Consider the following 22,386-nt stretch of genomic DNA (forward strand, 5'->3'; position numbering starts at 1 on the left):
TATTTTATCAAAATTATCCTGTAGAAAGGTCATATTTTAAAGTTTTTTAAATTTATAAATGGCTTAAATGAACAAATTTTATTCTCAAATAATCAACTTGTTTTTATGCGCTAGCACTTACTTTTGCCATCAAAATAAATCAAACGAAAAATGATTAATTGTTTTAATAAATGTTAGTTGTATTTTATTGATTTTAAATTTGTTATATTTTTATAAAATGAATCATCGTATTTTAACGATTTATTATTCAGAATCACATTTTAGCCTTTTGACTTTTCTCAGGCAGCTTCCTTTTTTTACTTTTTAGGTAAGATAATCACGAAATCAATAAAATATTTTTAATTAGACAAACTTTCGAATGAATGTTTTGAACTTGATTGTAAAATTGAATAAATAACTCAATGCACAATCAACATCCCATTTTCAAGAAATGGATACCAGAAAAATTGGTGCTTCCAATTCTCATTGCCGCGTTGATTCCGCATGTGATGATTCTCTCACTTTTCAATATGAATAGTACATTTACAGCTTCATTTCTAGATGTTGATGTAGACGATTTACAATTCATTTTTTCTTTGGCTTACGCCACAATTGTTTGTGGACTTTTTATTAACGAACGGCTTTTTCAGTTCTTTAATATTCGCTCTTATTTATTGTTTATGACTATTATCAATATTATATTAATGTTAATAATTTCGTTGACAACAAATACGCAATTGATTTATTTACTTCGTGTGATACAAGGAACAACATCTTATCTCGAAGGATGTATTATTGTTCCGCTAATTATGTCGCGTATAAAAGGCGAATATGGACGATTATTAGGAAATACGTTTTTGTATGGATTTATGATGACGGCTGATAAATATACAACCTCTATTGTAAAATTTGCCATCGAAAATTATAATTTCAATATGGTGATTTATACTGTCATCTTTTTTCATGTTTTATCGTTATTGATTTATGTTTTTCTCTTTAGTCATGGTAGATTGTATCCCAAAAAACCATTGTATCAGTTAAATTTGGCGGGTTATTTTTTGATGATGATGTCATTAATAGCAGGAGCTTTTTTATTGATTTATGGTAAAAGATATTATTGGTTCGAATCGCTTTATATCGTTATTGCGTTTGCTGCAATGTTTATTTTCTCAGGCTTATTTATTTTGCAACAATTAACGTCTAAAAAACCAATTTTCCATTTCGAGATTCTTCGTTCCGAAAGAGTTATTGTAGGTATGTTGTTGTTTTTTACATTTTATATTTTCAAATCGAGTATGAGTAACATTTATCAAGTGATGAATGTTGTTTGGAAATGGAATTGGGAGTTTGTTTTGCAAATACAATATTATAATTGTGCCGGAATTTATATTGGAGCATTGTTTGCTTATTACATCATAACACAATTTCAAACGCAATATAAGTATGTGTTTTTTGGAGGTTTTTTTTGTTTAACGTTTGCTATGTTGTGGTTTAGTTACATTTTGGTTCCAGATACTCGTCCGAATGCAGTTATTCCGCCATTGTTGATGGAAGGAATGGGACAAGGAATGTTGTTTGCGCCAATTTTGCAATATATGGTATGTTCTGTACATGCTAATTTTTCTATGAATACCATGCAAGCAGCAGTTGCAATGCGTTATTGGTCGTCAACAATTAGTTTTTCGATTATGCAAAATGCAATTCTTTTCTTGACGACTAAACATCAATTTTTGATGACGAAAAATTTAGATATTACCAATACAATTTTTCAAGAACAATGGAATAATCTATTCAATAAACACGATACAACTCATTTAGTAAATGAGTCTATCAGTTTGACAGCAAGCAATCTAAAATCTCAATTGTATAATCAAGCTTTGTTGATCGCAGATATTCAAATTTTTAGAACCTTATTTTATTTCGGAATTGTAATGATGGTTTTTATTATGATTTATAATCCAATCAAAGGAATTTTACATCTTAGGAAAAAGAGAAAAGAAACTCATTGATTCGCTTTTTTTCTGGTATTGATTTCTGCATTTATTTTCGCTAAACCTGTTATAAGAGGAATAAAAGTTACAGAACATGATAATAAAATAACGAATGTTACATTGATATCATATTTGTTTGTCATCTTCAGAATTAATAAAACGATTGCAATGAGTAATAAAGGAATTTGAATGCTAAGATTAAGTTTATTAACTTTTTTTCTTTTTTCATTTAATTCTTCTAATGTTAATTCGCTCAAAGGTTTTTCTTTGTTCATCTTAATTATTTTATTAAAGATAGTAAAATCAAATTAAAAAATAGATTCAACAAAAAAGCTAACCAATTCGGTTAGCTTTTTAATTTTTTTCTAAAAAATTTTTAATCCCTTTTATATTTTTCTTTGTAAGTGTCAAATGCTTGCATCAAATTTTCTTCAATAGCTTTTGGCATTCTGCGCGTCGCTTCAAATTCATTTGATGAAAGTGATTTGAATTCTGAAAGTGTTGGTATTAATTCAATCGAATTAACTAACATTTCAATTTCTGTTTCATATTGACGATTAGCCAAAGAATGAAACGTATCATTCCCGTAAACAGGAACATATTGTTGTTCAATCAAAAAGCCAGCATCGGCTTCTGTGTCTACAAAATGAGTTGTAACACCAATTTCGACTCCTTTTGTGATTGCCCATTTTAATGAATCTAAACCTCTTGTCAAAGGTAAAAAACCTGGGTGTGTATTGATAATTTTATGATTGTCAACCAACTCATCTGGTAATAATCCCGCACCTGCAATAATTACATATTCAGCTTTATAATCGTTTAATTGATTATTCAACGTTTCAGCAGTTGTCAAATCGAAATTATAACCAAAATTATTACAGTAATCATCTAAATTTACTTGAATCGCTTTACTTGGACGATGTTGATAAATTGGTTTGAACGGATTTTCTCTTTGTACAAAAGGCAAAGCAAATATTTTTACATTTTGATAACCTTTAGCTTTTAATCCGTGCAAAACATCTTGTGTTTTGCGATGAGGAGTATTGTAAGAAATTACCGCTATTTTTGGTTGAGCTGCCATGCTTATTTAATCAAATATTTTTTGTGATAATCAACAACATTATCAATTGGTTTTCTAATAATATGACCAACTGTTAAGTGATATTCTGCCGCAACTGAACGAATAACATCTTCGTAAATATGAGCAATTGAACCAATAAAATTTAATTCAGAATGACGAGCTTCTTCGTAAGGCATAATTTGATATTCGATAAAAGAAGACATCGCATCATAAATAATTTTCTGAATAAATGGATCATTTTTATGTTCAACAACAAATTTATTGAAAGAAGCTAAATATGTATTTGCAAATTTATTTTGGTACACATTTTTATTTAACTCATCTACAGATAATTTATAATAATCATCAAAAGCTTTTGCTAAATGTGGAGGCATTTTTTTTGTATAAAAAGCGCGTAATACACGTTTTCCTAAGTCATTTCCAGAACCTTCGTCTCCTAAGATATAAGCTAAAGATTTTGTTTCTTCACGCATTGTTGTTCCATCGAAATAACAAGAGTTAGAACCTGTTCCTAAGATACAGACCATTGCAGGTTTTCCCATGTAAGTGGCATAACAAGCGGCTAATAAATCATGGTCTATTACAAATTCAGCATTTGTAAAGAAGTTTTGTAAACCTTCTTTAACAACAGCATGCATTGTTTCGCTGGAAGTTCCAGCACCATAAAAAAAGATTTTTGCGAAATCATTTGCAACAGGTGCAAAATCTTCATTTTTTTGTAATTCAGTCGTAATATCTTCTGCTGTTACAAAATACGGATTAAATCCAATTGTACTTGTTCTAAAAACTTCATTAAGGTCGCTATCTAAAATTACCCAATCCGTTTTAGTAGAACCACTATCTGCTATTGCAATCATTTTTTTGTTTTGATATAATTGAAGAGTGCTAAAATAGTATTCTTTTAACAATGCACATAAAAAAACGCCCGAAATTTCGGACGTTTTCAAATTTTTTTTTTAGTGATCATGGTCGTAATCTTCACCTACAACGATTTCGATAAAAGATTGCGTTTGATTTCCAGCGCGATCAATTAAGAATAATCCTAAGTGATAATGTCCTTCCGTAATTCCTTCTGTAGGAATATTTACTTTATGACTTAATGTGTGCTCAGTTTTTCCTGCTGGAATAGCTTCTTCTGCATCATACGTCCAATTAACATTTGCTGTTCTGTGTTGATGACCATCTTCTGCGGAATGAATTTCAATTTTTACCGTTCCCAATTCTACATTGTCTTTCAAAATAGCATCAATTGAGATGGTTTCGCCTAAATGAAATTCATCGTGGTCTTTAGGTGCAATCAAATTAATTTCAGGTTTTGTTGTATCTAATGAAGAATCATCTGATGAACAAGATGTAATGAATAATGCTGATAATGTTATAAATGAATAGTTTAAAATTGAATTTTTCATTGTTTTATTTTTTTTGAATTGAATATTATTTTTTTAAGATTTTGGTTGATTTATTAATAAACAAAATCCTGAGGCGGACCTCGTGTAAAATGATATTCAATTGTAGAATGTTTAATTTTTTCTACTTGTTCAAAACTTTCTTTACTGTAAAATTCTTCGTTCGGTTTTGATTCTATTTTTGGTTCATCATGCGTGTCAATAAAGACAGAGTAATAGGTGAAATGATTACATTGATGATGAATAATTTCTTTCTTTTGATTCGAAAAATCTTGTGAATGATCGATTAAAGAAAAATGTAATTGATTAAAAGTTGGAATCGAAAAAAGAATAATACTAAAGAAAAGTCCAAAAATAGGATGTTTCTTTTTCATGTATCAACTATTTTCCGAACGGAATTCCTAACATAATTTGTATGTTTCGAGCTTGTTCTGGTAATTGCAATGCACGATAAAAACTGGTGTGATTGTAATAGTTTTTATTGAATAAATTAGAAACCTGAACACTTAAATTTGCACTAAAATTATTGAATTTAAGTTTCGTTTTTCCTCCAATTCCAACCAAGAAATAACTTGGAGTGATATCTTCATTTTGTGCAATTTTATCTTGCTCAAATGTATATTTTCCATTTGCAAAAAAGCTCAAACCTTCTAAAAATGCAATATTTTGATTGATTTTATAATTAATTTGTCCAAATAAATTATTTGCAGGAGTGAAAGGAAGATAATTTCCGAATTTTTTATTTTCCGTAATTTGTCGATTGTATAAATATTCGTACACAAGATTTGCATCAAAATTTTCGTTGATTTTCTTACGAACTTCAAATTCAAAACCAGTCAACAAAGCTTTGCTTTGTGTATATTGATAAATTTGTCCACCATGAGGAAGAATCGAAAATTGTCCCGAAGGTTTTAAGAAAATATAATTGCTGAAATAATATAAATACGGACTTAGCGAAATATTCCAATCATTTTTGTGAAAAACAGATTTGAAATCTACAGCAATTCCTTTTTCTATATCAAGATTTTCGTCACCTCGTTCATGTCTAAAACTACCGTGATGAATTCCGTTAGAACCCAATTCTATAGCGGTTGGTAAACGGAAATTTGTTCCAACATTCAAGTTGAAATCCCATAAATCATTTGGTTGAAAAGTTGCACCAATCATTCCGTTTAAATTACTGAAACTACGATCGATTGATTTGCTACGATTTGCATAATAATCTGCAATGCCTTCAGAATTACCTTTTTCAATCAAATAATTGTAAAGAAATTCATCAAAATAACCTTCCGATTTGAACGTCGAATAATCGTAACGTAAACCAGCAGTTACTTTCCAACGATTTCCTTTTTTGAATTCTTCAATCAAAAATCCGCTAAAAATATTTCGGTCATATTTTGGTAATAAATAATTGTAACCGGCAATATTATTGGCTTGTAATTGCGCTTGTGCGCCAATTATTGTTTTGAAATTTTTGCTATGATTATGTTCAAATTTTAATTGAGAATCATACGTTGATAAATTAAAATCTAATTCTAAATCAGGATTTTTTGTTGGAACTGGTTGATTTGCATAATGTGTGTGAAATGAACTAACTTCTTGTCGACGATTGTTTTGATAACTTGCTAAAAATTTTAAAACGTCTTTTGAATTTAAACGAAATTCATTTTCGGAAATTACTTTAAAATGATTCACTTTTTGATAAGGAAATTCGATATTTCTATAATTTCCATCATCTTGAAGTCTATCTACAGAAGGAATTCCGTGTGAACCAGGAAAGAAACCGATTTTCTGATTAACGTTAGAAACCGTTAAAATTGAACGAAATTTCTCACCAATATAACCTGTTTGTATTTCAGCATTCAAATCTTGTCCAGCCGTATTTTTTACACGTTTATTGTAAATTGGTAAATAGCGATTCAGGTAATAAATGCGATCGGTAGTCGTTCTGTAGTCTGCATAATCAGAATAAGAACCTTTTATTTTATAGAAAAAATGATCGTTACGAGATTTCAAATTAAATCCAATTCCGTAATTATCATTTATTGATTGATATAAAGTTTTTGCTTCTCCAGAAAGTGAATGTTTCGCTGGTAAATTGTTATTGTTAATCTTGATAACTCCAGCAATAGCTTCATTTCCGTACTCCAAAGCCGCAGGCCCTTTTATCACTTCGACATCTTCAACATTTAGCGCATCAATCTCCAAACCATGATCGGCTCCCCATTGTTGTCCTTCTTGTTTTACACCATTTTCAGCAACAATTAATCGATTGAAACCAAGTCCACGAATAATTGGTTTTGAAGCTGATGATCCAATTCCAGAAGCATTAACACCTGCAATATTTTCAAGTGATTTGGCTAATGATCCTGCATAGTTTTCTTGAATATAAGATTGATCGACACGCTCTACATTAGCTGTTGAAAAATCGTGATGATGCCCTAAAACAGTAACTTCATCTAAATTATATGCTTTGTGAAAAGTAAGTGTAAAAACAAATTTTTGTTGAGAATCAAACGTAATATTTTGAGAAAAAGGTTCGTAACCTTGCTCATCAATTTGAACTTGATAATTTCCTTTGTTTAAATTCTCAATTCTAAATTTTCCTTCGGCATTTGTGTGATATTCTTCGTTGTTGAAGTATACAGTTGCGAAAGGAATTGGTTTTTGATTTTTATCTATAATTTGACCTTCGAAAATGTTTTGTGCAAACACAGTTCCGCACAATAATGTAGCCGCAATACTACATTTTATGTTGATTGACATAAATACAATAATTTAATAACGTTAAAAAAATAAGGTGGTTTTTTCTGAAATTAAATTGCGTAGGGCGGTGCTCGAAGACTTTTTTGAGTAAGTAATACAGCTTGTTTTACACGAGTTGTGTAAAGTGTTTTATCTTTTTGGATAAATGATTGTGACCATTCAAATAACTCAATTTCTGAATCATTTTCTATAAAATGTTGATTGAAATGGCAAATTGTACAGCTATGATCGTGTACGTTAGAGAATTTGTCTTTCAGCTCTTTGTGCTCTTTATTTAGAGCATGATCCAATATATGCGCAGACTGATACACTGTCATAAACAGTGAAATCGTTAGCATAAGATATTGGATAAATTTTTTCATTCAGTTTACAAAAATAAGATTTTATTTCATTTCTTTCAACTCTTTCATGTTTTGTTGAAGTTTTCTTAAAAATAAAAAATAAATAATCCCATAATAAACCGTTCCTATAATCACAATAAAAGCAACAGCAGTTATTATTGCAATCCAACCATAAACAGCAGCATTATTCACAATTGGCTGTATATCATGAGCGTGTTTTGCCAAATAAATAGATTGGCCTAATTCGTAATAGAATGGGGCAGAAGAAACAATTAAACTTAAAACGGTGAAAAGAATAAACAAGTTCACCAATCGACGAAATGAAATAATGTTTTTCATCAAATCGACCACAGATTGATTAAGATCTATTTTTTTTAAATAACGATAAGCCATCACCAAAAATCCAAACGTAATCACAATACTAAAAACCGAAGCGATCTCGTAATTGTTAATTGTTTTTTCTTCGACTAATGTTTTGACTTCGTTATTAAAAAAATTTTTTCCTGAAATTAAAACATATAAATTGTAGACAAGAAAAAGGATAAATTCGAAAAAAGTGAATATAAATAACCATTTTATTGTTGTTGATGATTTTTTCTTCAACATTTGAAAAATTTGATTTTGATCAAACTTTTCTTCTTCCTTTATGGAACCCCAAATTGATTTTAAGTCATCTAACTCCATTATTGTTCCATTTTAGACATTATTTCTTTTAATTTTATCTTCACTCTGTTCATCTTTACTCGTGCATTTACTTCCGAAATTCCTAAAGTTTCGGCAATGTCTTTGTAAGGTAAGTCTTCCAAAAATAGCAGTACCAATGCACGTTCTACGTCGTTTAATAATCTAATTGCCGCGTATAAAAGTGTGATACGCTCTTCTAAAAATTCGTCTTTGTCGTCTGATTTTAAGTTTAAAAATTGAGCTTCATTAAAATCAGTTTCACTGGATTTTGTTTTTTTTCTGATTAATGTAATTGCTGTGTTTAAGCTAACACGATACATCCACGTACTAAATTTTGAATCTCCCTTGAAGGAATCGTAAGAACGCCATAATTGCAATACAATTTCCTGAAATAAATCGTCATGAGAATCCTTGTCGTCTGTGTAAATACGACAAACCTTATGGATAATTCCCTGATTTTTCTCGACTAATTCGGTAAATATTTTTGCTTTATTATTCAAACTATTATTCTGTTGCTCTTTATTTGTAGTAAAAAAAAGAATAATGTTACAACTAAAAAAATAAAAAATCCTCTTATAGAAATATAAGAGGATTAACCTAACTAACTTAAACCTATGAAAAGTTGTTCTACTTTTCTACTGCAAGTATAGAAATTAATTATTTATTAAGCAATAAAAATTTAGAAAAATTGTTAAAAATGTCTTAATTAACTAAGAATGATTCTAAACTATTGAAATCTGTTAACGAAATGATATAATTCATTGTGATTAGAGCAATGGGATGATTAAATTTGTGGAAATATCTAAAAAATTAAACGAATTGCTTTATGGCAAATGAATCATTACTAAAATCGTCGATTGGTAAGAAGTTCGCGATGGCGCTTTCAGCGTTATTTTTGATCGTGTTCTTGTTACAACATTTCGTGATTAATGCATTATCTGTTATTAATCCGAATGGGTTCAATGAAGTTTCGGCTTTCATGAGTGATAACCCTTTTATCCAATATTTAATGCAGCCTATTTTATTAATTGGTGTTGTATACCACTTTGTAATGGGGTTTGTATTAGAAGCGCAAAACAAGAAAGCGCGTGGACCAGTTGCTTACCAAAAGTATAATGGTGCTGCAAATGCTTCTTGGATGTCAAGAAACATGTTAGTTTCTGGATCTGTAATTTTAATTTTCTTATTATTACACTTGTATGACTTTTGGGTTCCTACAATTACTGATCACTACATTGTTCCAAATCCTGAGTTTGCTCAAGGAAATTACTTTATGGATCACTTAAACCACGTTTTCACATTAGAAGGTGCTTTAAGTTTTGTAAGATTAGTAATTTACATTGTTGCATTTGTATTTTTATCATTACACTTACAACATGGATTTGCATCAGCATTCCAATCTATTGGTGCAAGACACAACAAATACACTCCAGTAATTGTTGCTTTCGGGAAATGGTATTCAATTTTAATTCCAGCAGGTTTCATTTTCATCGCTGTTTACCATTTTTTTGTTAAATAATTAAATAATATCAAGAAATGAGTATATTAGATTCAAAATCTCCAGAAGGAGATATCGCACAACAATGGAGCGAACACAAAGCACACCTAAACTTAGTGGCTCCAAATAACCGTGATAAAATTGATGTTATTGTTGTAGGTACTGGTTTAGCTGGTGGTTCTGCAGCTGCTACTTTAGCAGAGTTAGGATATAAAGTAAAAGCTTTCTGTTACCAAGATTCACCTCGTCGTGCTCACTCTATTGCTGCACAAGGGGGTATTAATGCTGCTAAAAATTATAAAGGAGATAACGACTCTATCTATCGTTTATTTTACGATACAATCAAAGGTGGTGATTACCGCGCTCGTGAGTCTAACGTTTATCGTTTAGCGGAGGTTTCTGGTAATATTATCGACCAATGTGTAATGCAAGGGGTTCCTTTTGCACGTGATTACGGTGGGTTATTAGATAATCGTTCTTTTGGTGGGGTACAAGTATCTCGTACTTTCTATGCGAAAGGTCAAACAGGGCAACAATTATTATTAGGAGCTTATTCAGCAATGAATCAGCAAATCCACTTAGGGCACATCCAAATGTACAACCGTCACGAAATGTTAGATATTGTTCTTGTAGATGGTAAAGCTCGTGGTATTATCGCTCGTAATTTAATTACAGGTGAAATCGAAAGACATTCTGCTCACGCAGTAGTTATTGCTACTGGTGGTTACGGAAACGTATATTTCTTATCTTCTAATGCAATGGGTTCTAACGTAACTTCAGCATGGAAAATTCACAAAAAAGGTGCTTATTTTGCTAACCCTTGTTATGTACAAATTCACCCAACTTGTATTCCAATCCACGGAACAAATCAATCTAAATTGACTTTAATGTCTGAATCTTTACGTAACTCTGGTCGTATCTGGGTTCCTAAAAAGAAAGAAGATGCTGAAGCAATCCGTGCTGGTAAGAAAAAAGCAGTTGATATCAAAGAAGAAGACAGAGATTACTACTTAGAAAGACGTTATCCTGCATTTGGTAACTTAGTTCCTCGTGACGTTGCATCTCGTGCTGCAAAAGAGCGTTGTGATGCTGGTTATGGTATTGAAGCAAATGAAACTGGAGAAGGAGTTTATTTAGATTTTACAGATGAGATCAAGAAAAAAGGTCGTGAGGTTGCTTTCGCAAACGGAGATCAAAATCCATCAGATGCTGAAATCGAGAAATTAGGTAAAAAATGGATTGAAGAGAAATATGGAAACTTATTCCAAATGTATTGGAAAATTACAGATGAGAATCCATACGAAAATCCAATGCGTATCTATCCAGCAATTCACTACACAATGGGTGGTGTTTGGGTTGACTACAACTTACAATCAACAATTCCTGGATGTTTCGTAGTAGGAGAAGCTAACTTCTCTGATCACGGAGCTAACCGTTTAGGAGCTTCTGCATTAATGCAAGGTTTAGCAGATGGTTATTTCGTATTACCTTATACAATTGCAGATTATTTATCAGCAGATATTCGTACAGGTAAAATTCCTACAAATACGCCAGAATTTGATGAAGCTGAAAAGGCTGTTAAAGACCAAATTCAACATTTCTTAAGCAATAAAGGAACTAAAACTGTAGATAGTTTCCACAAACGTTTAGGAAATATTATGTGGAACAAAGTAGGTATGGCTCGTAATGCTCAAGGTTTAAAAGAAGCGATTGCTGAAATTGCTGCTTTACGTGAAGAATTCTACCGTGATGTAAAAGTTCCTGGTGATGCTAACGAAATGAACACTGAGTTAGAGAAAGCTGGACGTGTAGCTGACTTCTTAGAATTAGGACAGTTAATGGCAATTGACGCTCTTAACCGTAATGAGTCTTGTGGTGGTCACTTCCGTGAGGAGTACCAAACAGAAGAAGGTGAAGCAATGCGTGATGATGAAAATTATACTTATGTTGCCGCTTGGGAATATAAAGGTGATGATATCAACACTGAGGTTTTACACAAAGAGGAATTAAATTACAAATATATCGAGCTTAAAACTCGTAGTTATAAATAATAAAATCATTTTGCTTGATAACAAACCTTCAAGCAAAATGTCAAAATATCATATAGAATTATGGCATCATCAAAAACAATCAGCATCACGCTGAAAATTTGGCGTCAAAAAAACGCTAATGCTCAAGGAAAAATGGAAACATATTCCTTAAAAGATGTTTCTACTGATTCTTCTTTCTTAGAAATGCTTGATTTATTAAACGAGCAATTAATAGAGGAAGGAAAAGAGCCAGTTGCATTCGACCACGACTGTCGTGAAGGTATTTGTGGTATGTGTTCTTTATTCATCAATGGAGAAGCGCACGGACCAGATAGAGGTGTTACAACTTGTCAATTACATATGCGTATGTTCAAAGATGGTGAAACGATTTACATCGAACCATGGAGATCTGCTGCATTCCCAGTAATCAAAGATTTAATTGTAGACCGTTCATCTTTCGACCGTATCCAACAAGCTGGTGGTTACATCTCTGTAAATACATCAGGACGTACAGTAGATGCAAACAATATTCCAGTAAACAAAATGCATGCAGATGAAGCGTTCGACGCTGCAACATGTATTGGTTGTGGAGCTTGTGTTGCAACTTGTAAAAATGGATCTGCAATGTTATTCGTAGGAGCTAAAGTTTCTCAATTCGCATTGTTACCACAAGGACAAGTAGAAGCTGCTCGTCGTGCTCAAAAAATGGTTGCACAAATGGATTTAGAAGGTTTTGGTAACTGTACAAATACAGGAGCTTGTGAAATCGAATGTCCAAAAGGAATTTCTTTAGATAACATTGCACGTATGAACCGTGAGTATTTATCTGCAAAAATTGTATCACAAGAATAATAACATTCTGATATATATTAAAAGAGCGACATGTTTGTCGCTCTTTTTTTGTTATAATAATTGCAAAAAAAAAGGATTTCAATCTCTTGAAATCCTTCCCAATGTCAAATTCTTTCTTCTGAATAAGTCCATTGTAACTTGTTCTTTTTAAATGATTATAAAAAAGAATTTTTATAAATAGAACAAATATCTATTGTAAATAATAAATGAAATGTACTCATATATGAGAGACTATTAATCCTATGCAATAACTATGAGCAAAATCGATTTAAAAAGAACGTCTAGGGAAAAAAGGATTTCAATTTCTTGAAATCCTTCCCGAAATTTTTGATAATGATTTGAATTAATTTTCACCTTATTATGAAAATTCTCTGTCGGCTTAAAAATTTCGTTATTTTGTGGAAAAACAACTATTAATTTTAATGTTCTGTTTCAAAACAACTAAAGTATTTTGAAGTCCTGAACGAATAATTATTAATTCCTTGATGTAAAATTAATGACAAAAATCATGTTTTGCAAATTATTTCAGATTAATTTTAAAAGTTTAACACATCAATAAATCTATTTAGAAATAAAAAATCCAGCACATTATGTGCTGGATTTTAAGTTTAAGATTACTAAAATATAGTGTTCTGAGATTATTTAATGTTCTTAAAACTTCTATTGATAAAATTTGTTAATTCTTTACCTTTTAACAAACCTTGCGATAATTTTGCTAGATCTAATGCTTGATTAATCAACGCTTCTTTTTCTTCTTTCGAATCTTTAGCTAAAATTTCTGTTGCTAAATCCGAGTTTGCATTCACAACAACATTATACATTTCAGGGAAATTACCCATTCCAAACATCCCAGCTCCGCCAGAAGCTTGCATATCTTTCATACGACGCATAAATTCTGATTGCGTAATGATGAAAGGTGCATCTGTTCCAGATAAATCTTCTAATTGAATTGTATATGATTTATTGTTGATTGATTCTGTGATTTCAGTTTTCAATTTTTCTTTATCATCATCAGATAATTTGGAAATTTTAACTTCATCTTTTTCAATCAAATTATTGATATGATCCGCATCAACACGAACAAATGTTACATTTTCTTTTGTAGATTCTAACTTCTGAATCAAGTGAGAAGAAATAGGAGAATCTAATAAAATTACTTCGTAACCTTTTTCTTTCGCAATTTGTATGTATTGATCTTGTCCATCAACATCAGACGCATAAAGAATTACTAATTTTCCGTCTTTGTTGGTTTGATTGTCTTTAATCGCAGTATTTAATTCATCCCAAGTAAAATATTTACCATCAACTGTTGGATACAATGCAAATTTGTCAGATTTTTCGAAGAATTTATCTTCCGAAATCATTCCATATTCAATTACAACTTTAATATCGTTCCATTTTTGCTCGTAATCTTCACGATTTTGATTCATTAATGAAGACATTTTATCCGCCACTTTTTTCGTAATATGTGCCGAAATTTTCTTCACAGCTCCATCAGCTTGTAAGTACGAACGCGAAACATTCAATGGAATATCTGGAGAATCTATCACACCACGTAATAACATCAAGAAATCAGGAACAATTCCTTTCACTTCGTCTGTTACAAATACTTGATTTTGGTATAATTGAATACGATCTTTATCAATATTGATGTTGTTTCCTAATTTTGGGAAGAATAAAATTCCAGTCAAATTAAATGGATAATCAACATTTAAGTGAATATGGAATAAAGGTTCTTCGAATTGCATTGGATACAATTCTCTGTAGAAATTTTGATAATCTTCGTCAGACAATTCTGATGGCGCTTTTGTCCAAGCCGGATTTGTATTATTGATAATATCATCAACTTCGATTTCCTCTGGTTTAGCATCTTCAGCAGCACCTTCTGGTAAAGGAAGTGTTTCTTTTTTCGTTCCAAATTTGATCGGAATTGGCATGAATTTATTGTATTTATTCAATAATTCACGGATTTTCCATTCGTCTAAAAACTCTTTCGAATCTTCAGCAATGTGTAAAACGATTTCAGTTCCACGCTCGGTTTTATCCGAATTTTCTAAGGTAAATTCAGGAGAACCATCACATGTCCAATGAACTGCTGGCTCGTCTTTGTATGATTTTGTAATGATTTCTACTTTATCCGCAACCATAAATGCAGAATAAAAACCTAAACCAAAATGTCCGATAATTCCGTCTGCATCTTGGTGTTGATTAATAAATTCTTCTGCACCAGAAAAAGCAACTTGATTGATGTATTTTTCAACTTCATCAGCTGTCATTCCCAAACCTTGGTCAATAATATGTAAAGTATTATCGTCTTTATTGATTTTTACTTCAATTTTTGGATTTCCGTATTCTACTTTTGCATCACCAATACTTGTTAAATGCTTTAATTTCAGGGTTGCGTCAGAAGCATTCGAAATCAACTCACGCAAAAAGATTTCGTGATCGCTGTATAAAAACTTCTTAATTAATGGAAAGATATTCTCTACCGAAACATTAATATTTCCTTTATTCATCGTTATTGTATTTTTTATTTTTAATAATTAGTTTTTCTTGTAAATAGTCTAAATCATGAGATTTGTAGACGGAATGTAAATTTCAAAAGATATTCCAAATGAAATTTTTCTGACATTTTGTCGTAAAATAGATCATGAGAACTGCTTATAATTGCTTAATTTTCGTTCAAATTTAGAAAGATGAAATTCGGAAAAGTAGAAAACCCAGAATTGGTTGATTTTACATTGCCAAAAACGCCAAAAGAAACGATTGATTTGTTGAATAAAGTTGATAAATCAGATAATTTCGAAGTATATGTAGGCTGTGCAAAATGGAATAAGCAAGATTTGAAGAATTTTTATCCGCCTAAAACAAAAGATGAATTGAGTTATTATTCAACGCAATTTAATAGTATCGAGTTAAATGCGACATATTATCGTTCGCCAAGTAAAGAAAATGTCGAAACTTGGGTAAATAAAACTCCAAAAGATTTTAAATTTTTCCCGAAAATTCCACAAAGTATTAGTCATTATGGACGATTGCAAAATGTGACAGATAAATTGAATCAATATTTGGATGCAGTTGCGTTATTTGAAGAAAAATTAGGAATGATTTTCTTACAAATGCACGAAAATTTTGCTCCAAAAGATTTTGAAAAATTAGAAAATTTCATTCAAAATTTTCCGAAAGGTTATCCGTTAGCTGTAGAACTTCGTCATGAAGATTGGTTTTCGAACGAAGAAAATTTTAATCGATTGGTTTCGTTATTAGAAAAGCATAACATTTCAAATATTATTGTTGATACAGCGGGTAGGAGAGATATGGTGCATATGCGATTGACTTCGAATGAAGCTTTTGTGCGTTTTGTTGGAGCAAATATTCCATCTGATTACGAGCGTTTGGATGAATGGATTGAAACAATTAAACTTTGGAAAGCAGAAGGTTTGCAGAAATTGTATTTCTTTATTCATCAAAATTTAGAGTTAGAATCGCCAATGTTAGCCAAATATTTTATTAAGAAATTAAACAATGATTTAGATTTAGATATTCGTAGTCCGCAAGATGAATTGACGTTGTTTTAAGTGAAAATTAGAAAAAATAATTCTTTAAACCTCGATTGTTTCAACTAATTTTGCAGAACAAATAAAACAAAAGATTCTTCTCAATTATGAAACAATTTACTTCGGTTAATGATGTAGAAAACATCGACGAATTACTAAAAATAGCCTTAGAAATTAAAGCAAATCCTTTTGCTCAACAAGAGGTTGGTAAAAACAAAACAATTGGTTTAATATTTTTTAATCCAAGTTTACGTACACGTCTAAGCTCTATTAAAGCGGCTTATAATCTTGGAGCAAATGCTTGGGTTTTGAATGCTGGAGCAGATTCTTGGACATTGGAAATGGCTGATGGTGCTGTGATGAACGGAGATACGCAAGAACATATCAAAGAAGCAATTCAGGTAATGAGTGCGTATTGTGATGTTTTAGGCGTTCGTACTTTTCCGAAATTAGTAGATCGTGATGAAGATTATAACGAAATCATGTTCAATAAAGTAAAAGAATTATCTTCTGTTCCTGTTGTCTCTTTGGAAAGTGCAACTTTACATCCATTACAGTCTTTTGCTGATTTAATTACAATTGCAGAAAAAACGGGTTATACGCCTGGGACAAAACCTGAAAAGAAAGTGAAAGTTGTGATGACTTGGGCGCCGCATCCACGTCGTTTGCCACAAGCTGTTCCGAATTCTTTTGCGCAATGGTTTTCTAAGGTAGATTGGGTAGATTTTACAGTTGTACAACCAAAAGGTTTGGAGTTAGATCCAAAATTTACTAATGGAGCAACGATTGCTTATGATCAAGATGAAGCGTTGAAAGATGCTGATTTTGTCTATGCAAAAAACTGGTCTTCTTATGAAAATTATGGTCAACCGAATGATGGTGATAAGGATTGGGAAGTGACAATGGATAAAATGAATTTGACAAATAACGGAAAATTTATGCATTGTTTACCAGTTCGTCGCAATGTAGTAGTATCTGATGAAGTTTTAGATTCTGATCGTTCTATCGTAATTGATGAAGCAACGAACCGAATTTTCTCAGCTCAAACCGTTTTTCACGAGATTTTGAAAAATAAGTAGTAAACTACAATTAAAAAAGGCTTAAAAATTAATTTTTAAGCCTTTTTTAATGATATTATTTCTCACTAAAGTCCAACATGAATATCTTTCGTAGTGGCTTCTTTTTGAGAAGTTTTATATTTTGAATCATAGTTCCAAATAATCTTATCTGAAATGGTTTTTCCATTAAGATTAGTTTCTGCAATGATTATGTTTTCACCTTTTTGCAATTGAACATTTTCAGCAACGAAATGAATCTTATTATAGCCATTTTTTACATTTTCAATCTTTTTACCATTTACAGTTAACGTTGGCGTTCCTTGATTAGAGAAGATTGTAACAGTTGTAAATTCATTTCCTCTATTTACCATTCTACGTTGCGTTAAATAAACAACAGGTTCTTTGCTCCAATTTGCTTTATACCAATAAAAAGGATCTTTTTTAATTTTTCGATCAAACGAAACCAAACCTTTGAAATTTCTTGGATTAACATTTAATCGTGTAATAGGCGTTGCAAAATCGAAAGTATTCCAAACATAAGATCCCAAAAATATTGGATGTTTTTCTATTGTTGCCCAATGAACAATATGAAATTTAGTTGCAAATTCTTCTGGAAAAAATGCAGGATCACTCCATTGATTTCCATAGTTCCCAGCAACTTCAACTTGATCTTCAGGTTTTGCTTCTGCGCCATATTCAGAGAAAATGATTTTGTAATCTTTGAATTTTTTCGAAATTTCATTCGCCCAAGTTTCAACATCTTCTTTGTCTGTCAAATTTTCTACTTCGCCATTGTACCATCCAAAATAATGATTAATTCCTTGTATATCCGCATTATTATTAACTGGATGATCGACCACATTATAACCACTTACTTGTACTGTATAACGATCAGAATCTTCTGTTTTAGCTAAGTCATTTAGCTTTGTTGTCAATTCGATGGTGTAATTATTTGGCGAATAAACTTCATTGTGTAATCCCCAAGTGTAAATAGATGGATGATTGTAATTTTGACGAATCAACTCTTTTAATTGTTGCATTGCATTATTTTCTTCCAAGGTTGTAACCTGATTCACAAACGGAATTTCTGCCCAAACAATCAATCCTAGACTATCACATTTCGAGTAAAAATAATCAGATTGTTGGTAATGAGCTAATCGAATAGAAGTTGCACCAATTTCTTTTATAATTGCTAAATCTTCATCGTGATCTTCATTTGATAAAGCCGAACCTTTTCCCCAGCGATCTTGATGTCTTGTCACGCCATAAAGCGGATATTTTTTGTCGTTTAAGAAGAAACCTTCGTTCGCTTTTAGTTCAAATTTACGAATACCCAAAGGTTGTGTTACTTCATCTAAAACTTGATTATTTTGTTTGATTTGTGTCACTACTTTATATAAATATGGATCTTCTAATCCATTCCATAAATGTGGATTATTAACCTTAATATCTTGAATAATTTCTTGTCTTCCTTGTGGTGATAGAGTGTAAGGAGTGCTGATAGACTTTACAGTTTTATTGTTATGATCGATGATCGAAGTGAAAATTTCGATGTTATTTGTTTGAGCTGATTTATTATCAACTTTGACTTTAAGATGAATATCAGCCGATTTTTTACTAACATTTTTCTGAGAAATAAAAATTCCAGCCGAAGCAAAATCATTTACAGCAATATTGATAGGATCAGTAACAATTAACGAAACAGGACGATAAATTCCGCCATAAACAGGAATAAAACATGATTAACAGGAATAATTGCTGGATTTTCTTCGTTATTAGCTTTAACCAAAATTTCATTTTCTTGATCAAATTTTAACATTCCTGTCAATTCCAAAACAAAAGCAGAATATCCACCTTGATGACGACCTACAAAATTATAATTTCCGTTGTTTACATCACTTTGATAGCTTACTTTGTTCTTATTTTGAGTTGATTTTAAAGGAGAATTATTCATGTAAACTTCTGCATTTGCTCCAACACCTTCAAATTTGATAAAGATTCGTTTACCTTTCCAGTTTGTTTTTGGCGTAAAAGATTTTCTGTAATACGAATCACCCACATAAAAACGCTCGTTTGTACTATAAAAACCAGGTGTAACTTGGTTCGTTTGCATATCAGTTGCATTCCATGTATGTGGAACTTGAACCAATTGCCAATCGCCTTTGAAGATAGAATTGTAATTAATTTCTGCAGTGGTAAATGGCCCTTTTTTAAAGCTCCAATTAGAGTTGAAGTTTACTATTTCTCGTGCATTTACTATTTGTAAACCGATAAAGAGTAAAATTAGAGATGTTAAATTTTTCATGTGAGTTTTGATAAGCAGTAAAAATAGTAATTTCAAAAATGTAGGCAAAAAAGAAAGCCACTCGATTTGAGTGGCTTTTCTACTTATTTTGAATAGATAAATTATTTATCTAAAACTTCCATATCAAAATATAAAGTTGCATTTGGTGGTACAACACCTCCAGCACCTCTTGATCCGTAACCTAATTCGGCAGGGATAATTAAGAAAACTTTAGAACCTCTGTTGAACATTGTTAATGCTTCCATCCAACCTTGGATTAATCCTGTAACACCAACTGTTGCGTCTAGTGGTTGATTGCGATCGTAAGATGAATCTAATTTTTCACCATCATTTAAACGTAAAGTATAATGTACTTGAATTGGATCTCCTTGCACAGGTTTTGCTCCGTTTCCTTCTTCTAAAATTACATATTTTAATCCAGAAGGAGTAGTTTGCGCTTTAGCCTCTAATTCTTTTTGACGAGCAATTTCAGCATCTTTTTCAGCTTTTGCTTTCGCTTCAGCTTCAGCTTGTTTTTTTGCATGATTTGCTTTTGCAGTTTCAAAAGCTTCTCCACCGTTATATTTGGCGTATTTATCACCTTTACGAGCGATTTCTACTTTCTCAATCACAACTGGAACAACTGGTTTGTCATCTCTTGTTTTTTCTACATTAGCAATAGAATCTACAACTTCTAAACCTTCTACAACTTGTCCAAAAACAGTGTGTTTACCGTCTAACCATGGAGTTGGAACCTCTGTAATGAAGAATTGAGACCCGTTTGTTGCTGGTCCTGAATTTGCCATAGATAAAACACCTTTTTTATCGTGTTTTAATGTTGCATGAAACTCATCTTCGAAATCGTAACCAGGTCCACCTGTACCTCTTCCGTCTGGATCACCACCTTGAATCATGAAATCTTTGATTACACGGTGAAAAATGATTCCATCATAAAAAGGAATTCCTTTTGCTTTTGCTTTATTTTCTTTTGTACCTTCTGCTAATCCTACAAAGTTAGCAACAGTCATTGGAGCTTCTTCTTCGTATAATTTGATTGTCATTGCACCATGATTTGTTGTCATTTTTGCATACAATCCGTCTTCTAAACTTTTAAATTCTTCTTTACTCATCGATTTTGGAATTTTAACGCCACAACTAACAAGAGTAGTGATGACAGTTAAGATTAATAATATTTTTCTCATTTTAACTTTACAGTCTTTGTGTTTATTAGTGTTTTTTTATTTTTAAAACTTTTACATCCATAATAATAGGCGAGTCTGGAGCAATTTTTTGTGTATCACCATAACCTCCATAAGCTAAAAACGAAGGTAATAATAATTTAGCAGTTTCACCTTCAGGAATTAATTGCAAACCAGCTTGTAAACCTCTCACAATATCAGCTTTTCCTAAAATTATTTTCTGAACTTTATTATCGTTAAACGAATATAAAATATTGTTTTCGAGATCAGTTACTTGATATTCAAATTCGATGTAGTCTCCATTATTTGCTGTAGAAGCTGTTCGTTGACCACTATTTGAAATCCAAAAGCCCGAACTCGTTTTAACAAATTTTAGGTCAGATGTTTTCATATAATCATCAAACCATTGTAATTCTTCTTGATGCAATAATTTTCCACGTTCTTGCGAACGTTTCATAAAATCGTCATTGGAATATGAAACGGGATATTGTATGACTTTTTGATCACAACTCATTAACGCAAAAACAGCGAAAGTGAATAAAATAACTTTTTTCATTAGATAACGATACTAGCTAATTTTTCTTGATATTCTGGTAAAAGGGATTGGAAATAAGCAATTGTTTCTTCCATATTCATATCCGAACGACCTCCAGAAGCATTCATATGACCGCCGCCATTGAAATGTTTGCGAGAGAATTCATTCACATCAAAATCACCTTTCGAACGTAACGAAATTTTAATGAAATTATGATGTGTGTCTTCAATAAAAATTACAGAAAAGATAAAATTTTCTACACTCAAACCATAATTTACAAAACCTTCTGTATCTCCTTTTTGAAAACCATTTGCTAGTAAATCTTCACGTTTTAAAAACATGAAAGCTGTTCGATATTCTGGTAAAAAAGTTAGATTATTTAGAGTTAATGATAATAACTTTAATCGTCCTTGTGTTTGTGAATCGTTTACATAAGAAGTAACTTTATCTACTTCTACACCTTTATCAATTAACTCTGCTACAATTCTATGCGTATCTGCCGATGTATTACGAAAACGGAATCCGCCTGTATCCGTCATTATTCCAGTATAAATACATTCAGCAATGCCTTTATCAATTTTATCTAAATCATTCATCGCTTCGATAAAATTATAAACCATTTGACAAGTCGCAGGCATTTCGATATCCGAATACATAAAATCAAATGTATCTGGTTCGCGGTGATGATCGATTAATATTTTTGGAGCTTTCGAACGTTCAACCCAGTTTCCTAAGTCATCAATTCGTTTTACAGTATTGAAATCTAAGATAAAAATCAACTCAGCTTGATGTATAATTGCTTCAGAAACTTTTGGTCGGTAATCTGCAATTACAATATCTTTTGCTGAAGGCATCCATTTTAGGAACTTCGGAAAATCGTTTGGTGAAACAATGTTACACGTATGTCCCAATTTATTCAAATAATGAAACATCGCCAATGTAGAACCTATCGCATCTCCATCAGGATTTTTGTGCGGTATAATTGCAATTTTCTTTGGGGTTGATTTTAACAGAGCTTTTAGCTCTTCGAAATTTGTCATTTGCATAGTTGCAAAGATAAACAAACAAGTGATATTGTAAATTGCTTTGAACAAGAAAACCTCCAAATTTGGAGGTTTTCTTGTT

21 protein-coding genes are annotated in these 22,386 nt (G+C 31.5%); 6 read left to right on the forward strand and 15 right to left on the reverse strand.

Translation table 11 applies throughout. The annotated features are described in order from the left end of the window. Window positions 1-401: 401 nt before the first annotated feature. On the forward strand, window positions 402-1,988 hold the full coding sequence (locus B2X73_RS12760; protein ID WP_286495226.1) for a hypothetical protein: 1,587 nt from the start codon (window positions 402-404) through the stop codon (window positions 1,986-1,988). Here the strand turns inward: B2X73_RS12760 and B2X73_RS12765 are convergent. From B2X73_RS12765 to B2X73_RS12805, 9 genes are all read right to left on the reverse strand, one after another. Further along, window positions 1,982-2,245, reverse strand: coding sequence for a hypothetical protein (locus B2X73_RS12765; protein WP_286495225.1), 264 nt, complete (start codon window positions 2,243-2,245; stop codon window positions 1,982-1,984). The genes B2X73_RS12760 and B2X73_RS12765 overlap by 7 nt on opposite strands. Window positions 2,246-2,346: 101 nt before the next feature. Continuing rightward, a complete protein-coding gene (locus tag B2X73_RS12770; RefSeq protein WP_286495224.1) occupies window positions 2,347-3,051 on the reverse strand; it encodes a formyltransferase family protein in 705 nt (234 codons plus the stop codon). Between the two features lie 2 nt (window positions 3,052-3,053). Continuing rightward, window positions 3,054-3,908: a BadF/BadG/BcrA/BcrD ATPase family protein gene (locus B2X73_RS12775; RefSeq protein WP_221855585.1), complete on the reverse strand. Its 855-nt coding sequence runs from the start codon at window positions 3,906-3,908 to the stop codon at window positions 3,054-3,056. A 99-nt stretch (window positions 3,909-4,007) separates the two neighbouring features. After that, window positions 4,008-4,460 (reverse strand): DUF4625 domain-containing protein, encoded by a 453-nt coding sequence (locus B2X73_RS12780; protein WP_115001091.1) that lies wholly within the window; start codon window positions 4,458-4,460, stop codon window positions 4,008-4,010. A 53-nt stretch (window positions 4,461-4,513) separates the two neighbouring features. Then, the gene (locus B2X73_RS12785) at window positions 4,514-4,831 is read right to left on the reverse strand and encodes a hypothetical protein (protein WP_038337229.1); all 318 of its coding nucleotides are present in this window, start codon (window positions 4,829-4,831) and stop codon (window positions 4,514-4,516) included. A 7-nt stretch (window positions 4,832-4,838) separates the two neighbouring features. Beyond that, window positions 4,839-7,223 carry a TonB-dependent receptor gene (locus B2X73_RS12790; RefSeq protein ID WP_221855587.1) on the reverse strand — a complete coding sequence of 795 codons (2,385 nt, stop codon included), beginning with the start codon at window positions 7,221-7,223 and terminating at the stop codon, window positions 4,839-4,841. Window positions 7,224-7,273: 50 nt separating this feature from the next. Next, window positions 7,274-7,540 carry a hypothetical protein gene (locus B2X73_RS12795; protein WP_148098210.1) on the reverse strand — a complete coding sequence of 89 codons (267 nt, stop codon included), beginning with the start codon at window positions 7,538-7,540 and terminating at the stop codon, window positions 7,274-7,276. A 66-nt stretch (window positions 7,541-7,606) separates the two neighbouring features. Continuing rightward, on the reverse strand, window positions 7,607-8,248 hold the full coding sequence (locus B2X73_RS12800) for a hypothetical protein (protein ID WP_286495221.1): 642 nt from the start codon (window positions 8,246-8,248) through the stop codon (window positions 7,607-7,609). Continuing rightward, complete coding sequence (locus B2X73_RS12805; protein ID WP_038337221.1) at window positions 8,248-8,748, reverse strand: RNA polymerase sigma factor; 501 nt, start codon at window positions 8,746-8,748, stop codon at window positions 8,248-8,250. The genes B2X73_RS12800 and B2X73_RS12805 overlap by 1 nt, the downstream gene beginning before the upstream one ends. Window positions 8,749-9,074: 326 nt before the next feature. Between B2X73_RS12805 and B2X73_RS12810 the strand changes: the two genes are divergently transcribed. From B2X73_RS12810 to B2X73_RS12820, 3 genes are read left to right on the forward strand one after another with little or no spacing between them, the layout of a single operon-like run. Beyond that, window positions 9,075-9,767: a succinate dehydrogenase cytochrome b subunit gene (locus B2X73_RS12810; protein WP_291096579.1), complete on the forward strand. Its 693-nt coding sequence runs from the start codon at window positions 9,075-9,077 to the stop codon at window positions 9,765-9,767. A gap of 17 nt (window positions 9,768-9,784) precedes the next feature. Next, the gene (locus B2X73_RS12815) at window positions 9,785-11,797 is read left to right on the forward strand and encodes a fumarate reductase/succinate dehydrogenase flavoprotein subunit (protein ID WP_286495219.1); all 2,013 of its coding nucleotides are present in this window, start codon (window positions 9,785-9,787) and stop codon (window positions 11,795-11,797) included. A gap of 60 nt (window positions 11,798-11,857) precedes the next feature. Beyond that, window positions 11,858-12,628 carry a succinate dehydrogenase/fumarate reductase iron-sulfur subunit gene (locus B2X73_RS12820; RefSeq protein ID WP_038337216.1) on the forward strand — a complete coding sequence of 257 codons (771 nt, stop codon included), beginning with the start codon at window positions 11,858-11,860 and terminating at the stop codon, window positions 12,626-12,628. 638 nt (window positions 12,629-13,266) lie between these two features. Here the strand turns inward: B2X73_RS12820 and htpG are convergent. Continuing rightward, the gene (htpG, locus tag B2X73_RS12825; RefSeq protein ID WP_286495218.1) at window positions 13,267-15,144 is read right to left on the reverse strand and encodes a molecular chaperone HtpG; all 1,878 of its coding nucleotides are present in this window, start codon (window positions 15,142-15,144) and stop codon (window positions 13,267-13,269) included. Between the two features lie 180 nt (window positions 15,145-15,324). Here htpG and B2X73_RS12830 point away from each other — a divergent pair, with 180 nt between their 5' ends. Together B2X73_RS12830 and B2X73_RS12835 are read left to right on the forward strand one after the other, a co-directional pair. Continuing rightward, window positions 15,325-16,206, forward strand: coding sequence for a DUF72 domain-containing protein (locus B2X73_RS12830; RefSeq protein WP_286495217.1), 882 nt, complete (start codon window positions 15,325-15,327; stop codon window positions 16,204-16,206). An 86-nt stretch (window positions 16,207-16,292) separates the two neighbouring features. Next, window positions 16,293-17,264, forward strand: coding sequence for an N-acetylornithine carbamoyltransferase (locus tag B2X73_RS12835; RefSeq protein ID WP_286495216.1), 972 nt, complete (start codon window positions 16,293-16,295; stop codon window positions 17,262-17,264). 65 nt (window positions 17,265-17,329) lie between these two features. Here the strand turns inward: B2X73_RS12835 and B2X73_RS12840 are convergent, their stop codons facing one another. From B2X73_RS12840 to B2X73_RS12860, 5 genes are all read right to left on the reverse strand, one after another. Continuing rightward, on the reverse strand, window positions 17,330-18,976 hold the full coding sequence (locus B2X73_RS12840; protein ID WP_313636225.1) for a glycoside hydrolase family 2 protein: 1,647 nt from the start codon (window positions 18,974-18,976) through the stop codon (window positions 17,330-17,332). After that, window positions 18,937-19,548 (reverse strand): sugar-binding domain-containing protein, encoded by a 612-nt coding sequence (locus tag B2X73_RS12845; RefSeq protein WP_286495215.1) that lies wholly within the window; start codon window positions 19,546-19,548, stop codon window positions 18,937-18,939. Before B2X73_RS12845 ends, B2X73_RS12840 begins: the two co-directional genes overlap by 40 nt. A 101-nt stretch (window positions 19,549-19,649) precedes the next feature. Then, on the reverse strand, window positions 19,650-20,729 hold the full coding sequence (locus B2X73_RS12850) for a peptidylprolyl isomerase (RefSeq protein ID WP_291049136.1): 1,080 nt from the start codon (window positions 20,727-20,729) through the stop codon (window positions 19,650-19,652). Window positions 20,730-20,754: 25 nt separating this feature from the next. Beyond that, window positions 20,755-21,282: an FKBP-type peptidyl-prolyl cis-trans isomerase gene (locus tag B2X73_RS12855; protein WP_115000909.1), complete on the reverse strand. Its 528-nt coding sequence runs from the start codon at window positions 21,280-21,282 to the stop codon at window positions 20,755-20,757. After that, a partial coding sequence (locus B2X73_RS12860; RefSeq protein ID WP_349679906.1) for a DHH family phosphoesterase occupies window positions 21,282-22,386 on the reverse strand: 1,105 nt, incomplete at its 5' end. The genes B2X73_RS12855 and B2X73_RS12860, both read right to left, overlap by 1 nt.

The sequence above is a fragment of the Empedobacter sp. UBA7252 genome (assembly GCF_002472765.1).
Taxonomy (GTDB): domain Bacteria; phylum Bacteroidota; class Bacteroidia; order Flavobacteriales; family Weeksellaceae; genus Empedobacter; species Empedobacter falsenii_B.

Bases quoted from the DNA above. Each gene is read 5' to 3' on its own strand.
- B2X73_RS12760 (WP_286495226.1), top strand. From the start codon at position 402: ATGCACAATCAACATCCCATTTTCAAGAAATGGATACCAGAAAAATTG.
- B2X73_RS12765 (WP_286495225.1), bottom strand. From the start codon at position 2,245: ATGAACAAAGAAAAACCTTTGAGCGAATTAACATTAGAAGAATTAAAT.
- B2X73_RS12770 (WP_286495224.1), bottom strand. From the start codon at position 3,051: ATGGCAGCTCAACCAAAAATAGCGGTAATTTCTTACAATACTCCTCAT.
- B2X73_RS12775 (WP_221855585.1), bottom strand. From the start codon at position 3,908: ATGATTGCAATAGCAGATAGTGGTTCTACTAAAACGGATTGGGTAATT.
- B2X73_RS12780 (WP_115001091.1), bottom strand. From the start codon at position 4,460: ATGAAAAATTCAATTTTAAACTATTCATTTATAACATTATCAGCATTA.
- B2X73_RS12785 (WP_038337229.1), bottom strand. From the start codon at position 4,831: ATGAAAAAGAAACATCCTATTTTTGGACTTTTCTTTAGTATTATTCTT.
- B2X73_RS12790 (WP_221855587.1), bottom strand. From the start codon at position 7,223: ATGTCAATCAACATAAAATGTAGTATTGCGGCTACATTATTGTGCGGA.
- B2X73_RS12795 (WP_148098210.1), bottom strand. From the start codon at position 7,540: ATGACAGTGTATCAGTCTGCGCATATATTGGATCATGCTCTAAATAAA.
- B2X73_RS12800 (WP_286495221.1), bottom strand. From the start codon at position 8,248: ATGGAGTTAGATGACTTAAAATCAATTTGGGGTTCCATAAAGGAAGAA.
- B2X73_RS12810 (WP_291096579.1), top strand. From the start codon at position 9,075: ATGGCAAATGAATCATTACTAAAATCGTCGATTGGTAAGAAGTTCGCG.
- B2X73_RS12815 (WP_286495219.1), top strand. From the start codon at position 9,785: ATGAGTATATTAGATTCAAAATCTCCAGAAGGAGATATCGCACAACAA.
- B2X73_RS12820 (WP_038337216.1), top strand. From the start codon at position 11,858: ATGGCATCATCAAAAACAATCAGCATCACGCTGAAAATTTGGCGTCAA.
- htpG (WP_286495218.1), bottom strand. From the start codon at position 15,144: ATGAATAAAGGAAATATTAATGTTTCGGTAGAGAATATCTTTCCATTA.
- B2X73_RS12830 (WP_286495217.1), top strand. From the start codon at position 15,325: ATGAAATTCGGAAAAGTAGAAAACCCAGAATTGGTTGATTTTACATTG.
- B2X73_RS12835 (WP_286495216.1), top strand. From the start codon at position 16,293: ATGAAACAATTTACTTCGGTTAATGATGTAGAAAACATCGACGAATTA.
- B2X73_RS12845 (WP_286495215.1), bottom strand. From the start codon at position 19,548: ATGAAAAATTTAACATCTCTAATTTTACTCTTTATCGGTTTACAAATA.
- B2X73_RS12850 (WP_291049136.1), bottom strand. From the start codon at position 20,729: ATGAGAAAAATATTATTAATCTTAACTGTCATCACTACTCTTGTTAGT.
- B2X73_RS12855 (WP_115000909.1), bottom strand. From the start codon at position 21,282: ATGAAAAAAGTTATTTTATTCACTTTCGCTGTTTTTGCGTTAATGAGT.